The sequence below is a fragment of the Bifidobacterium sp. C0047B3 genome (genome assembly GCF_056590535.1).
In genome coordinates, this window is the sequence record NZ_JBWPWH010000003.1 from 137964 (window position 1) to 152192 (window position 14229).

General features: G+C 45.5%; 9 protein-coding genes, 1 tRNA gene and 2 pseudogenes. 3 read left to right on the plus strand and 9 right to left on the minus strand.

Going from position 1 to position 14229, the window contains the following annotated elements:
* Positions 1-206: 206 nt before the first annotated feature.
* From AC1EKT_RS04410 to AC1EKT_RS04430, 5 genes and pseudogenes are all read right to left on the minus strand, one after another.
* On the minus strand, positions 207-4187 hold the full coding sequence (locus AC1EKT_RS04410; protein ID WP_481616060.1) for a hypothetical protein: 3981 nt from the start codon (positions 4185-4187) through the stop codon (positions 207-209).
* Between the two features lie 1036 nt (positions 4188-5223).
* Complete coding sequence (locus tag AC1EKT_RS04415; RefSeq protein WP_481616061.1) at positions 5224-6237, minus strand: Abi family protein; 1014 nt, start codon at positions 6235-6237, stop codon at positions 5224-5226.
* 100 nt (positions 6238-6337) lie between these two features.
* Positions 6338-6679: pseudogene (locus tag AC1EKT_RS04420) on the minus strand (ORF6N domain-containing protein); the annotation flags it as partial.
* 901 nt (positions 6680-7580) lie between these two features.
* Complete coding sequence (locus AC1EKT_RS04425) at positions 7581-8021, minus strand: helix-turn-helix domain-containing protein (RefSeq protein ID WP_415683382.1); 441 nt, start codon at positions 8019-8021, stop codon at positions 7581-7583.
* A gap of 205 nt (positions 8022-8226) precedes the next feature.
* Complete coding sequence (locus AC1EKT_RS04430; protein ID WP_165844139.1) at positions 8227-8481, minus strand: DUF4160 domain-containing protein; 255 nt, start codon at positions 8479-8481, stop codon at positions 8227-8229.
* Between the two features lie 662 nt (positions 8482-9143).
* Here AC1EKT_RS04430 and AC1EKT_RS04435 point away from each other — a divergent pair.
* Complete coding sequence (locus AC1EKT_RS04435) at positions 9144-9419, plus strand: type II toxin-antitoxin system RelB/DinJ family antitoxin (RefSeq protein ID WP_019260758.1); 276 nt, start codon at positions 9144-9146, stop codon at positions 9417-9419.
* Between the two features lie 17 nt (positions 9420-9436).
* Positions 9437-9699, plus strand: a pseudogene (locus tag AC1EKT_RS04440) (Txe/YoeB family addiction module toxin).
* Positions 9700-9863: 164 nt separating this feature from the next.
* On the opposite strand, the gene AC1EKT_RS04445 reads toward AC1EKT_RS04440, so the two are convergent.
* Together AC1EKT_RS04445 and AC1EKT_RS04450 are read right to left on the minus strand one after the other, a co-directional pair.
* Positions 9864-9936, minus strand: a tRNA-Arg gene (locus AC1EKT_RS04445).
* Positions 9927-10124: a hypothetical protein gene (locus AC1EKT_RS04450; RefSeq protein ID WP_102155374.1), complete on the minus strand. Its 198-nt coding sequence runs from the start codon at positions 10122-10124 to the stop codon at positions 9927-9929. The genes AC1EKT_RS04445 and AC1EKT_RS04450 overlap by 10 nt, the downstream gene beginning before the upstream one ends.
* 194 nt (positions 10125-10318) lie before the next feature.
* Here AC1EKT_RS04450 and AC1EKT_RS04455 point away from each other — a divergent pair, with 194 nt between their 5' ends.
* Entirely contained in the window at positions 10319-10627 is a 309-nt protein-coding gene (locus AC1EKT_RS04455; RefSeq protein ID WP_421790137.1) for a hypothetical protein, read from the plus strand.
* A 180-nt stretch (positions 10628-10807) separates the two neighbouring features.
* Here AC1EKT_RS04455 and AC1EKT_RS04460 read toward each other — a convergent pair whose 3' ends face one another.
* Complete coding sequence (locus AC1EKT_RS04460) at positions 10808-11314, minus strand: hypothetical protein (RefSeq protein ID WP_481616062.1); 507 nt, start codon at positions 11312-11314, stop codon at positions 10808-10810.
* On the minus strand, positions 11304-14186 hold the full coding sequence (locus AC1EKT_RS04465; protein WP_481616087.1) for an ATP-binding cassette domain-containing protein: 2883 nt from the start codon (positions 14184-14186) through the stop codon (positions 11304-11306). The genes AC1EKT_RS04460 and AC1EKT_RS04465 overlap by 11 nt, the downstream gene beginning before the upstream one ends.
* Positions 14187-14229 lie beyond the last annotated feature (43 nt).

The following is a 14229-nucleotide window of genomic DNA, read 5'->3' on the forward strand; positions in this document are numbered from 1 at the left end:
TTGTGTTGCGCACGGTCGGCGGAGTCATCGCAAAGCCGCATGAACTCTGTCGGCGGCTACGATTTGCGCCGCGCGCAGCAAGATTAAATCCGAACCATACGTCGGCATAATTACCGTCACTGTGTAACGTCACTAAGTAACGCGTAATGCTATTGCCAGCACATGGAACGTTAACACTGCAGTTTTTAAGCTGCAGAAAATTTTCATCAGCATCGCCACCTTTCGCTACGTTGCCTTAAAGCGCGAAGCTTTTTGGCAGTTTTGCAGATAAAATCTTTAATCAGTGTCTTACGCAGCAACGCATCAAGCATCGCGCGCCCCCACTTGGTTTGCTCAAGGAAGAACCCAGCCGCCATCACGCCCGTGCCAATCACAGCAAACGCACCAAGCAGCACGTTCCAGTTCATTCCGCCGGTCTTTGGCAGCGAGAATTTGTCGACCACAGTTACTGGGAAGAATTTGACAGCATAGTCCTCGTCACTCTTGCCGGTAAAGCCAATAGCCTTAGCAAAGTTATTATTAGTAACGCTAATCTTGCCGTTCGTATGCCAAAGAGCCTTATTATACTGATCCATAGCTTCTTTCTTCATCGCAAGCACAACGCAATAGTATTTGCCAGACTTCGTAGGAGCTTTGTCGCTAGTGATAGTTCCGCGCGCACGCTCCATAGTGTCGCGCGTGCTGTCAAACAGGAGATGCTCATTGCCAGTATCGCAACCATCACCATTATTACTACCCTTACGGCAAGTTTCCTGTCGAGCAAAAGTTGGATATTTCCACGCCTGCTGCCAATTAAGCTTGAAGAACAGATTATCGAGATTCTCACTCCAAACCTGAGGCTGATTCTTTTTAGCAGCATCACTATCGTCTCTGCACAAAGCTCTAAGCGTAATGCCTTTACGCTTGGCTATGGACCACGAGTCAATGCCCATATCCTTCAGCAAGCCAACGCCTTTCATAACAACAATGCCATTCACGTCGTCTACATACCCAGTAAACTTGCCATTTTCATACTGCTTGTAAACGTTAAGATGCAAATCTTTGTTACCAATAGCTGGTCTAGTAACCTTCACCTTTGCGTAGATAGGGTGATTCTTGTTAATTGAATCATCGCCGTCCGAAACAGAGCCGTCTGGGTAGTGCACCTTAACCTCGGCCCAATACTCGTCAGCATCCTGCCATTTATCTGGGCGGAAGGTGACAGAGCCTTTGTTGGTGGCGTTACTATCTTTTGCTTCTGCCTTACCGTCAGCTTTGTTGTCTTCGCCGTCTTCAAAATTAGCCCAAGGCAAACTGCTTGCTTTCGAGTTTGTAATATCTCCAGCCTTAACAAAGCGCTTAATCTCGTACCAAGTGCCAGCAGGAAGAGCGCCTTCCTCAACGTTCACCAAATCCTCTTTTGGAACGCCGTTAGCATTAACGTCATGATTATTGCTGTCTTTAACAGTCTTCTTGCTTTGCGGCGCGTCAGAGCTTATCTTAGCCTTATTGCCTTTCTTAAGATTCTTGTCAAAAGTACTACCCGCCTCAATCGTTGGCATCTCGGTGTAGGTCGGGTTGTACTTTTGGTTATCTTTGAGCTTTATCTTAAAGTAGAAATTGTCAGTAAGCCACTCTGAGCCTTTTGTGTCTTTTTTAATAGTTTCATAGTTATTAAAAAGTATTGAATACTCAGTAGAACCAGCATTTTTTGCCGTGTCATCAAATGCTTTCAGTGAACCACCGTGATTGTCTTTATCATCATACTTTTCATGGAAAGCAAACACTTTACACTCGTACGAGCCGCCTTCATTAGGCGTGCCACCAATCATCGCGCGCGAACGCTCCATAGTGTTATTGTCGTATTCTCTAGAGTGAAGGTAGAGATTATCGTTACTGCAATCCTTGCCCTTGCATTTCTTGTCGTTATCTCGAATCCACTGGCGGAAATCCTCAAAATGCAAACCGTTAATCTCTCCACTAGCTTTCTCGTTGCCTTCCGCAGGCTTAAGCAACATGAACGGAGAATTAGGAACATCCGTCCTATGGCATATCACGCGGAAAGTAATAGGACCTTTACCATTGTTTGCCCAAGAATCGAACACAATACCCTTATTAGGGTTCTCGTGATCCTTATCTGGCAGACCCATTTTCTTTCCCTTATCGATCTCGTGAGGATTCGTTTTATCTCTAAAGGAAAAGCCCCAGAACCCATTATTATCTATGCTCGTTCCGTCATATAAACCAAGATTCAAGTCACCGCCCGAAATTGGCAAATCACCAACTTTAACAGGGGCATATACGACGCCATCATTACCAGCATCCTTATCTTCTGAAGTAGAGCCATCTGGGTACGTAACAAGCACAGGAGTGTGATTGCTCTCACCAGCGTTTGACTTGTTTGGCTTAAACGTCACTTTGCCATTACCAGTATTGTCTGGACTCTTTTTGCTGATGCTCGACCAAGGCAGTACACCATCACCCCTAGGATTGGTGCTACCGCCAATTTTCATGGTGTATTGTTTAACCTCAAACTTAGTACCTTTAGGAAGATTACCTGTCCTAATCAACGGATTACCAGATTTAGCAACGCTTTTAGGCTCAGCACTATCAGTAGGTCTAAACTTCTTCTGCTCTGGATCGTAGCCAACATTAGTTTCCTTGTACTGTGGATTGTAGATGGATGCTTGCGAAACGACCTTGATTTTAGTATCGTGAGTAAATTCTTTTGCATTTTTGTGTTTACAGTTATATGACCCAGAATTAGGGTATGAGATTTTCGTGTGGAATGTAATAGTCTTATTTCTATCCTCTTTTCGAGGATTATACGTTAAATGACCTGTATTAGGATCAATATATGCATATCCTTCAGAAATATTATTAGGAGAATTTGCAATTTTAATAGTGTTATCCGAAATGCCAGTAATAGAATATCTTATTCCAAGATCAGTAGGCAAATCAGTGGAAGTACCACCATCATATACAAAATTGCCTTCGGAACTATTACCTCGCCAATGACCTGTTTTAATATAAGGCTTCTCAGTTATTTTACGACCATACGTAGTAATTGGAACATTATCCTTACCATAATCTTTGAGCATAGATTCATTAAATTGAGGATAAAGTATATCGTCAGGAGACTTAGGATTCATATTATGATGATGCTCAACAGAGTCAGGAATACCATCACCATCAGTATCAAATGGACCAGAAACAACAAAACGAGTCTTAAACTCTTTAGCTGAAATCCAACCAGCAGCAAATGTAAGCAAAAACGGATTTTGGCCACGGTCAACTATTGCACTAATAGTCCAACGATGACTAATAGTAGAATCATCTTTCTCTTGAGAAATAAAGACTCGAGAAAACTTATTTTCTCTTTTCCAAGCATAAACCTCACACATGTCATAATCTTTTGCGTATGCGCCATAAGAGCCAGAGCCTACTCCTTCAACTTTAGAGCCTGTGCCTGGACCAAGAGACTTATTCCAGTCATGCCCTTCAAAGTTACTATCCCCTTTGTAGTAAGTCCAGCGCGATGAGCCTATATCACCAAAAACATAATTTGTATAATCGCCAGGATGATTACCAGGAAAGTCCTTAGAAGATCGCGCTTTCTGCCAATCAAAATCTGTGACACCACCCCAAGTTTTTCGCACAGTAACCTCGCGATATATTGTAATTGATGAATCTTCAATTCCAGAAGGAAGCCAAGCATACAAAGTTGGTTGACCGCCATAAGCCGAACCTTTAGAAGGTTGATTACCCCCAGGAAACTGATTCTGAGAAGCGGATTTTGCACCAATACCTTGAGAATTGAAAGTTACTGTCCAAGTTATCTTTTTTCTAGTTTCACCATTATAATTTACATCTTCTATTTTTGGATATGGCATATTAATTTGATTTACAGCGTCACCAACCCATGAACCAGTTGACGTCACATAACCATTGCCAGCATAATCCCACCAAACCTGTGCCGCATTCGCGTTATTCACTGGCGGAACGATGAGCATTGAAAGGAGCGTGGCGGCGGATACGAGCATTGCGAAGATCGCGCGACGGAAGGTGTGAGCGGTGCGAGCGATGGTGACGCTGCAGGAAGTGCGAGCGGTGGCGCCATCACGCTCGCCGTCCTTATGCCAGACCAAAGCGCGCGACGCAAGACGACACACGCGTGATGCGAATCCACGGAACTTTGCTGGTAACATTTTCTCGCCTTCCTAGTCCTCCACTGCCGCAAAAGCCGCAGTATATCTCAAATTCCAACTCTCTAAGTGTTAAGCTTCAAACACTCAGCCTGCATACGATGCCGATGTATGGCAAATCAAAAACCCTGCGCACTCGCTACTACGAATGCAACTAACTGAGCCAAGCACAGGTAGTCAGTATAACATACCTGTATGCCCCATATGCAAGCATATTTGCTGAAAAACCTCTAACAGTTATACCCCCCCCCCATGAATGATTTCAAGTAAAACACGAGTTATAATCGCACATATAAAAAATTTCTATAATTCACGAATCTCGCTAAAAAATCTACTGCAAAACGCATTTATAATGAATAATTTCCGACGCCAAAACGACGAAATCGCGTCTTCGGCGTGTCTAAAAAGCGCCCACTTCCCCAACCCCAAGCACTACATGTTGTTATAACGCATGCATCGCACCGCTATATGCTGTGCTGGCTGTGCGCTGCGTTTGCTATGTGCTGCGTTTGCTACGTGCTGCGCTTGCTACGTGCTGCGCTTGCTACGTGCTGCGCTTGCTGCGTGCTGCGATGCTGTGTTCTGCGATGCTGTGTTCTGCGTCTCTATATATATACTGTGTGCAATTCGTCACTATATGTCTCCTGCGCACGCAATCTCGGCAGAAACTTTACAGCCGCGCGCAGTTTATGCCGCTTCCCAGCCAGATTCCGACCAAAACTGTGCAGCGGAGTAAAGTTTCGGTCGGCTACGCGCGATAAAACGGCAGAAACTGTACAGCGATGTAAAATAAATGTCGCGAAATGACGGAATGGCGACCAAAACTGTGCAGCTGCGCGCAGTTTATGCCGCTTCCCAGCCAGATTCCGACCAAAACTTTACAGCTGCGTAAAGAAAAAGCCGCCTACGCGCGCAATCCCGGCAGAAACTGTGCAGCTGTGTAAAGTACAGGTCGCTTGCGCGGCAAAAAAAAATCGGGGCAGATGCGCTCTCGCACTTCCGCCCCCCAAAACCCTAAGGTTTTCAAGCATTTTCAATTCTATCTTTCACATATCCAACTGTCAATAACAGTACAAATAAAAGCAAGCAATGAGTTAAATTTACTCGCTTTATCGTACTCTTTTGTATACTCAGATGACTTTTTTATAAAACACCCTGAAATGTATTCAATAATGCTTTTTTGATCATTCACGCATTCATCACATTGATAATTCCTATACAGAAATTTCTTATACATATATGCAGTTATCACTATTTCTTTCATCTTCGCATTACACATATTTGATCGCCTCGCACGCTTATTGAAGCCTATAGATTCAATAGCTTTACTTACTTCTTCAAGCACAAGTACGTTGTCAAAACTCTTTTCAGTAATTCCATCCAATATTGAATTAGAATGAGCACAAGCATTACGTACGGATTTTACCCTGCACAATAAGTGATGTTCCTTCTGCATCTCTCTGCTATTCCATCTTTTTGCGCAAAAACGATAAAATCTTAACAATGCTCCAAATGTAATACCTTCAACAAATACCCAAATTGGCATTCCAACTGTATACTTTGCTGCCGATTCTCTGTTATATCTTCCATCTTTAAGTCGTTCTAATTCAGCAATTAGTATTTTGCGGTCATCATTATCAAGACTAGACATGTAATCTTCAACAATGGAGTATCCATCTTCTTCAGGATTTTCAGTAAACATTTTCATTAACTTAACTTTTGACTCATGCTCTATAGCTAAAGTTATTAGAAGCAAAAGTCTTTGAAACATCCTATTAAGCTGCTCTATTCTACATAATTGATCAAAATCCAAGTCAATATACTGCCCATCCCTAGATCCACCAACTCTCTTGCTAAACAATTTTTTATATGAACAAGTTTCAAAATAGTATGAGAAGGTTGAGAGGTAGGAAATTGCAGAATCTTCAGATTGTTTGTTAAAAGTTATACCTTGCTTCTTAAGATGTTTTATCTGATCTATTGACGAAAGCTTCACAGGCAATTTATTAATTACACATGTTTGCTTTGTACATGAATAGTATCGATTATCCATTTCGCTCTTCCTTCCCAACCATGGATAAATATCGTTTATTTTTGCGAATACTAACCCAATAACATTCGATGATTCTATCCGTGTAATAGTCGAAATTTTGCATAGTCATGAGCATATAAACACCTTGCTCAGTAAAAGCATATGGAAGTGACCTGCTTTTAGAACTAATATTTGCGGTCAAAAAATTTGATTGCAAATATACCAACTCAGATTTGTTTAATTGAAACATAAAATCATCATCAAACTTTTCTATGTTATTTTTTACTTGTTGATTGAACGCTCTTGTACTGTATCCATATATTTCAGCTAAATCCACATCAAGCATGACTTTTTGATTGCGAATGTTATAGATCTTCTCTTTTATCGTTTTAGCGTCTATAAGCACTTTAGATGGCACACTTCTAGCGTCCGCGATAATTAAATTTTTATTCTGCTCTACCATAAAACCCCTCCTAAAAATGTACGTAAAACATAGCGCAGCGCAACAAAAACGTAACTTCTAGCACAAGACCCATAAATCGCAAGTAATGCAACAAATCACAGAAACAAATCACAAGTAACACTGCAAAATCACAGAAAAAAAAATCACAGAAACAAATCACTAAGTTACTAAAATCACGATTACTAAAATCACGCAAATCACATATAAACGCATCGTTTAAACGCATCAGCGCATATGCAACTATTCTACAAAACACTACAGGAAAAGCAACGAGTATACAGGCGCGACTGAAACGACTCAACCGCGCGCAGTTTATGCCGCTTCCCAGCCAAATTCCGACCAAAACTTTACGCGCGTGTAAAGAAAAAGCCGGCTACGCGCGCAATCCCGGCAGAAACTGTGCAGCTATGTAAAGAAAAAGCCACCTACACGCCTTAATCCGGCAAAAACTGTGCAGCCGTGTAAAGAAACGGTCGCCTACGCGCGAAAAAACGACAGAAACTGTGCAGCCGTGTAAAATAAATGTCGCTTGCGCGCGAAAAAACGGCAGAAACTTTACAGCCGCGTAAAATAAAAGTCGGCTACGCGCCAAAAAGCGACAAAAACTGTGCAGCTGTGTAAAGAAAAAGCCACCTACACACCTTAATCCGACAAAAACTGTGCAGCCATGTAAAGAAACGGTCGCCTACGCGCGAAAAAACGACAGAAACTGTGCAGCCGCGCGCAGTTTATGCCGCTTTCCAGCCAAATTCCGACCAAAACTTTACGCACATGTAAAGAAAAAGTCGCCTACGCGCGCAATCCCGGCAGAAACTGTGCAGCGGTGTAAAGAAAAAGCCGCCTACGCGCGCAATCCCGGCAGAAACTGTGCACGAATGCGGACAGAAGGTGCGAACACAACTCAATCAGCACCAACCTGATTCCCATACTCTCTAACCATTGCGCTACGAGTAACAACCCACTGCTTGCCGTACTTTTGCGCATCAACGCCCTTAATAAGCTTCTTATACAACACCGCTTTTCTAAGAGTCGACTCGCTTAAATTCCACAAATCGCTCGCGTCCGCAAAAGACATTAAATTGTCAAACGGCGTTTTAATCTGCTTACCATTGTTCCACAACTCGTCGCACGAAACATCTAAATCATCATTCCAAACAATGCCATATCCGCCAACATCTACAACAACTTTATTAAACAACTCTGGATCTTCCAACGCTTTAAACGTTGGAAACTTGCTCAGCAGATTACGCACATTGTATTCTTTAAAAGTTCCGTTTACAAACTGCACACGAAGACGCATATTTGCACACGCTTTTACATCTTTAATCTTATGAAACTTCATAATCTCTCCTTTGTCACATTTGCAAAACTCACTATTACAAAAACTCACTATTACAAAAACTCACTATTGCAAAACGCTATTGCAAAACGCTCAGTCTTTGCCAACACTACTAACGCGCTACCCTACTAACGCGCTAATGCACTAATTCTTCTGATTAATCTGCTTAAAGCGCTTAAAAACTTAAACGTACTAGCGTACTAGCGTATTAACTCAGCGGTTCTATTTTCTTAAATTCTTGAGTGTTCCACATAGTAATCAACTCATCTTTGTGAAATTTTATCCACTCAATCACCATGCACTCTGCGCGCTTTGGCAAATATCCATCAATGACTTTGCATAACTGAATATCTAGAGCAGCAACATAATTGCCATAAATAGCATGAATATGCGGCGGATTATGTTCTGCGCTGGCAAAATACATTCGTATAACAATCCCATAAAACCTTGAAATTACAGGCACATTCACCCCCTCTTTCTTTTTCTGATTTATTTCTAGTTTCTTTCTGATTTATTTTATAAGCATTAAATCATACCGGTAATTATATCACGATACAGTGATATTTAACGCACGCCAACAAGCGAAAATAGTGCTTGCTAAGTTTAGTGCGTGATGCTAGGTGCTAAGGGCGAAGTGCGAGACGGGAGGTGCGAGACGCAACCAAAACTACTCAACAGCGCACAGTTTATGCCACTTCCCAGCCAAATTCCGACCAAAACTTTACGCACGTGTAAAGAAAAAGTCGCCTACGCGCACAATCCCGGCAGAAACTGTGCAGCCATGTAAAATAAATGTCGCAAAATGACGGAATGGCGACAGAAACTTTACAGCCGCGCGCTACGCTCCAAGCGAAAAGGCATGTCGTGTAGCTCGCGCGGATTAGCCGCGTTCACGTCCTCGCTTGCGTTGAAAGCACACCGCGCTTTCAACCCCAAGCAAGCTCGGCGCTCCGAGTTGCTTTCGCGCGCTAAATCGCAGCGCTCAGGCAGGTCGTCGCGCAAGAAAATCATCAATAATTGCTTGCATAATTAATGATATTTACGTTACATTATATAGAATTATTGTATACTTATATGCGAGTATGAGAAAAAGTACAAAATTCAACATAGACATAGGAGTCCAAAATGACTACAGCAACAACAGATATAGTAAACGTAAACTTTCGAGCAAAGAAAGAAGACAAACTCAACGCAGAACGAGTTTGCAAAGAACTCGGAATCTCTATGAGCGCCGCGCTGAACGTGTTTATTAAAACTATTGGTCGCGAAAAGAGGATACCGCTAGATTTTTCGCTAGATCCGTTTTACGAACCGTCAAATCAAGCATATTTGAAATCGCAGATTGACGGCGTGAGAAATGGAACCATCAAGCTCGAAGAGCACAATCTAATAATGGATTAGGACGTAGGGTTCAAACAATGAGAAAGATTGCTTGGACTCCAGATGCCTGGAACGACTATCTCTATTGGGAAAGCGATAATAAGACTCGTAAAAGCTCAACAATATTATTAAAGAGATTATGCGGAATCCAATAGACGGAAAAGGGAAGCCTGAACCACTCAAAGGAAACTATTCCGGTTGCTGGAGTAGACGAGTAAACGATAAGGATAGAATCGTTTACTCATTTACAGATGACGCGATTATAATCTACGCCTGCAGAGGCCACTACGACGATAAGTAGGGAAAGTAGAGAAAGTAGGGAAAGTAGAGAAAGTAGAGAAAGTAGAGAAAGTAGAGAAAGTAGAGAAAGTAGGGAAAGTAGGGAAAGTAGGGAAAGTAGGGAAAGTAGGGAAAGTAGGGAAAGTAGGGAAAGTAGGGAAAGTAGAGAAAGTAGAAAATCAAAAGTGGGCCTAATGGGATTCGAACCCACGACCTTCTGCTCCGGAGGCAGACGCTCTATCCACTGAGCTACAGGCCCGCGACTCGAGAAAGTATACACGCTAGTGAGGATGCGCGACGACCTGCTTGAGCGCAGCACAGCGCGCGCGAAAGCAACTCGGAGCGCCGAGCTTGCTTAGGGTTGAAAGCACAGTGTGCTTTCAACGCAAGCGAGGTCTGCCTTCGTCTCGATTGACGAAGGCAGGGCAGACTCACATGTGGGCACATTGGGAATTTGGTTGTGGTTGTGTGCGCTGACGACCTGCTTGAGCGCAGCACAGCGCGCGCGAAAAAGCGGCAGAAAGTTTACAGGCACGCACAGTTTATGCCGCTTCCCAGCCAGATTCCGGCAGAAAGTTTACACGGGAGTAAAGTTTCGGTCGGATACGCGCCAAAAAACGGCAAAAACTTTACACGAATGCGTGCAGAAGGCACGGACAGAAAGTGCGGAGCCGGAAGAAGCGGCAGAAACTTTACAGCGGTGTAAAGAAAAAGTCGGCTACGCGCCAAAAAACGGCAGAAACTTTACAGGAGCACGTAGTTTATGCCGCCTACGCAGCAAAAAACGGCAGAAACTGTGCAGCGACGTAAAGAAAAAGCCGGCTAGGCGCGATAAAGCGACAGAAACTGTACACGAATGCGGACAGAAAGCACGTACAGAAAGTGCAGAGCCGGAAGAAGCGACAGAAACTGTGCAGTCGTGTAAAGAAAAAGTCGGCTACGCGCAATAAAACGGCAGAAAGTTTACAGCGGAGCGAACAGAAAGTGCGAACAGAAAGTGCGGAGCAGGAAGAAGCGACAGAAACTGTGCAGAGGTGTAAAGAAAAAGCCGGCTACGCGGCAAAAAGCGGCAGAAAGTTTACACGGGAGTAAAGTTTCGGTCGAGTACGCGCCAAAAGGCGGCAGAAAGTTTACAGCGGTGTAAAGAAAAAGCCGGATACGCGCCAAAAAGCGGCAGAAACTGTACACGAATGCGGACAGAAGGCACGGACAGAAAGTGCGGAGCCGGAAGAAGCGACAGAAACTGTACAGCGGAGTAAAGTAAAGGTCGCGAAATGACGGAATGGCGACAGAAACTGTGCAGCCGTGTAAAGAAAAAGCCGGCTACGCGGCAAAAAGCGGCAGAAACTGTGCAGCGGAGTAAAGTAAAGGTCGCGAAATGACGGAATGGCGACAGAAACTGTGCAGAGGTGTAAAGTTTCGGTCGGATACGCACCAAAAAACGACAAAAAGTTTACGCGAGTGCGGACAGAAGGTGCGAGCAGAAGCGCAGAACCGGAAGAAACGGCAGAAACTTTACGCGCGTGTAAAGAAACGGTCGGTTGTGCACCAAAAAACGGCAGAAACTTTACAGGCGTGCGCAGTTTATGCCGCCTACGCACCAAAAACTCAACAGGCGCGCAGCCATCACGCGCCACCGAGGAAGGCAAAGGCGCCGAAGTAAAGCGCAGCCACAACAGCAACCGACGGCACAATCGCACACACAGCAAAAATCCACCAGTCGCGCGCACGCACACGACTCACGCGAGCGTGCGAACGCGCACCAACTCCCCCAAAACCGCGCGCTTCCATAGCCGTGGCGAGCGTCGTCGAGCGTCGAATCGAAAGCACAAGCAGCGCAAACGACTGCGGGAAGAACGCCCTCACGCGATGCTCATCACCCAAACCGCGCGAACGCCTCGACGCAGTCAACGCCGCCCAATCATCCTGCAGCACACCAAACAGCCTAATTCCAGCCAAACCACCGTACACGAATCGATCCGGCAAATGCAACACCTGGCTAAAAGCATCCGCCAAATCCGTAGCATCAAGCCCAATCACCATCACAATCGACGGCACACCAATCGCCAAAATCCTGAGCGAAGTTGCAACAGCCAGCATAGCCGAACGATCCGTAGCATGCATCAGCCACCACTGGAACCAAGTATTTCCGCCACTTTTGCCGTATAGCAACACAGTGAGCGCGGAAGTCGGCGCACCCACCCACACAGGCCACGAAAGGCGAATCACACGCCATGGCGGAAGCTTAATGCACGCAAAAATCACAAATTCCAACAGCAACGCGACCGAAGCAGAAACGCAATCAAGCGTAAAAAGCAGCGGAATCGAAGCCGCGAACGCTCCAAAAATACGAAATACTGGATTAATTGACGCAAGAAGTGGCGATTTGCTGGAAAGTTTCGCTTCCTCGTCGCGATTGTTTACTGCGCTCACTTTGATACGCGAAATGTCTGTTGCGCCGGTAATTGCGGAAAGCGCTTCGGAAGATTTTGCTTCAGCCTCAGCCTCACCACTCACTTCATCATCTTCAACACCACCCACTTCAGCAGCTTCAGTTTTCGCATCCGGCACAAGCTCAACCAAGCGCGCACCCAACACCTCAACCAGCTCACGGTCGTGCGTCACCACAATAATGCTCACGCCCTCGCTGCGAAGGCTTGCAATCAAGCGAATAATTTGCAACCAAGTTTTGCGGTCCTGCCCAAAAGTTGGCTCATCCAAAATCAACACACGCGGAGCCGCAGCAAGCGACGCCGCAACAGTCAGACGACGCTTTTCGCCTCCCGAAAGCGTGTATGGATTCGCGTTCGCGTAACGCGCCAAACGGAATCGCTTCAGCAACTCCTGAGCCTTCGCGCGCGCCTCATCCGCCGAAACACCCGTGCGAAGCGGCCCCAACATAACCTCATCCAACACCGAACCGCACGCAAACTGATGCTCCGGATTCTGAAAAACGTACGAAATGCGCTTCGCCAAATCAGGCGACTTCCACTTCATTGGATCCGTGCCGTTCGCGCCTTGAGCAAGAGCATCACTCGCCACAACTTCGCCGCTTACTGCCGGCAAAAGACCAGCCAAAGTGAGCGAAAGCGTTGACTTTCCAGCACCGTTCGAGCCGACCAAAGCCGTAATCTGCCCGGCTTTAAACTCAAGATTGATGTGACGCGCAATCGGCTCGCTATTATGGCTGATTGCGAGGTCTTTTGTGGAAAGTAGCACTTCTCCGTAACCTTCTGCTGGATCGCAGTTTTTGTAATATTTTTCGGAAGATTGCGCGTTTGCGGAAGAATTACTTTCGGAAGATTTACTTGCGGAAGAATTTTCAGGAGATTCCGTATTTTCGGAAGATTTTGTAGTTACGGAAGATTTTGTAGTTACGGAAGATTTTGTAGTTACGGAAGATTTTTCGGAAGACTTTGCGTTGCGCTTGTAACGCTCAGGAAGCCAGATTCCAAGATCCTCAAAGTCCAAATCAGTGCGATTAAACACCTCGTCTGGCATGCCGTCCGCCACAATCACCGTGCGCGAAGAAGCCGCGCGCGCAATATCGTCGTCGTGAACGGTTTCGCTATGAACGGTTTCGTCGTGAACCGTTTCGTCGCGAGAAGTTTCGTTGTTCGCAGTTTCGTTCGCAGCTTTCCCTTTAGCAGCTTCATCATTCTCAAGCCCAAGCACAACCACGCGGTCGATCATTTCTATCCATGGCTCCGCGTGATGCTCCACAAGCACCATCGTGGCATGCGTCGAATCCAAAACCGCGCGCACAGCACCCACAATCTGCTGCGTGCCATCCGGATCCAAATTCGCAGTCGGCTCGTCCAAAAGCAGCACACTCGGCTGCATAGCGAGCGCGCCAGCAAGCGCCAAACGCTGCATCTGACCGCCGCTTAAATGCGAAGTTGAGCGATGCAATTGCAAGCCATCCAACCCAACTTCTTTAAGACTTTTGCGCACGCGATCCCAAATCTCGCCGCGCGGAACGTTCATATTTTCCGGACCAAACGCAACGTTATCCCCCAAACGCTGGAAAATCGCCTGTGCATCCGGATCCTGCAAAACCAAACCAACACGACCGCGCGCACGTCGAACCGGCACGCCGTCAACCAAAACGCAACCCTCGCTCACGCCACCATCGGCATCTTCGACGAGAGTGGTTTGCTGGGATTTTGCGCTATTTGCGCTGTTTTCGCTATTTTCTACGCTATTTGCGCTGTTTTTTGCGCTATCTTTCGAGCTATCTTTCGCGCTATCTTCGCTATTTTTCGCCACAAAATCATTGCCAATAAGACCTGCCGCGCCGCTTAAAATCGTGGACTTACCTATGCCTGATGCGCCAAGCAGCAACACGCGCTGCCCCGCCTTAATCGTGAGGTCCAACCCGCGCACAGCAAAAGCGCGACGGGAAGCATGACGATAACCCCAGTTTTCAAAACGAAGTTCAGCGTTACTTGCGTTAGTAGCGTTACTAACGTTATTACTAGAATCACTAGCGTTACTAGCGTTGCTGATACTCTTGCGATCACTTAAATCTGTTGGAAGGAAAGTTTCAGAT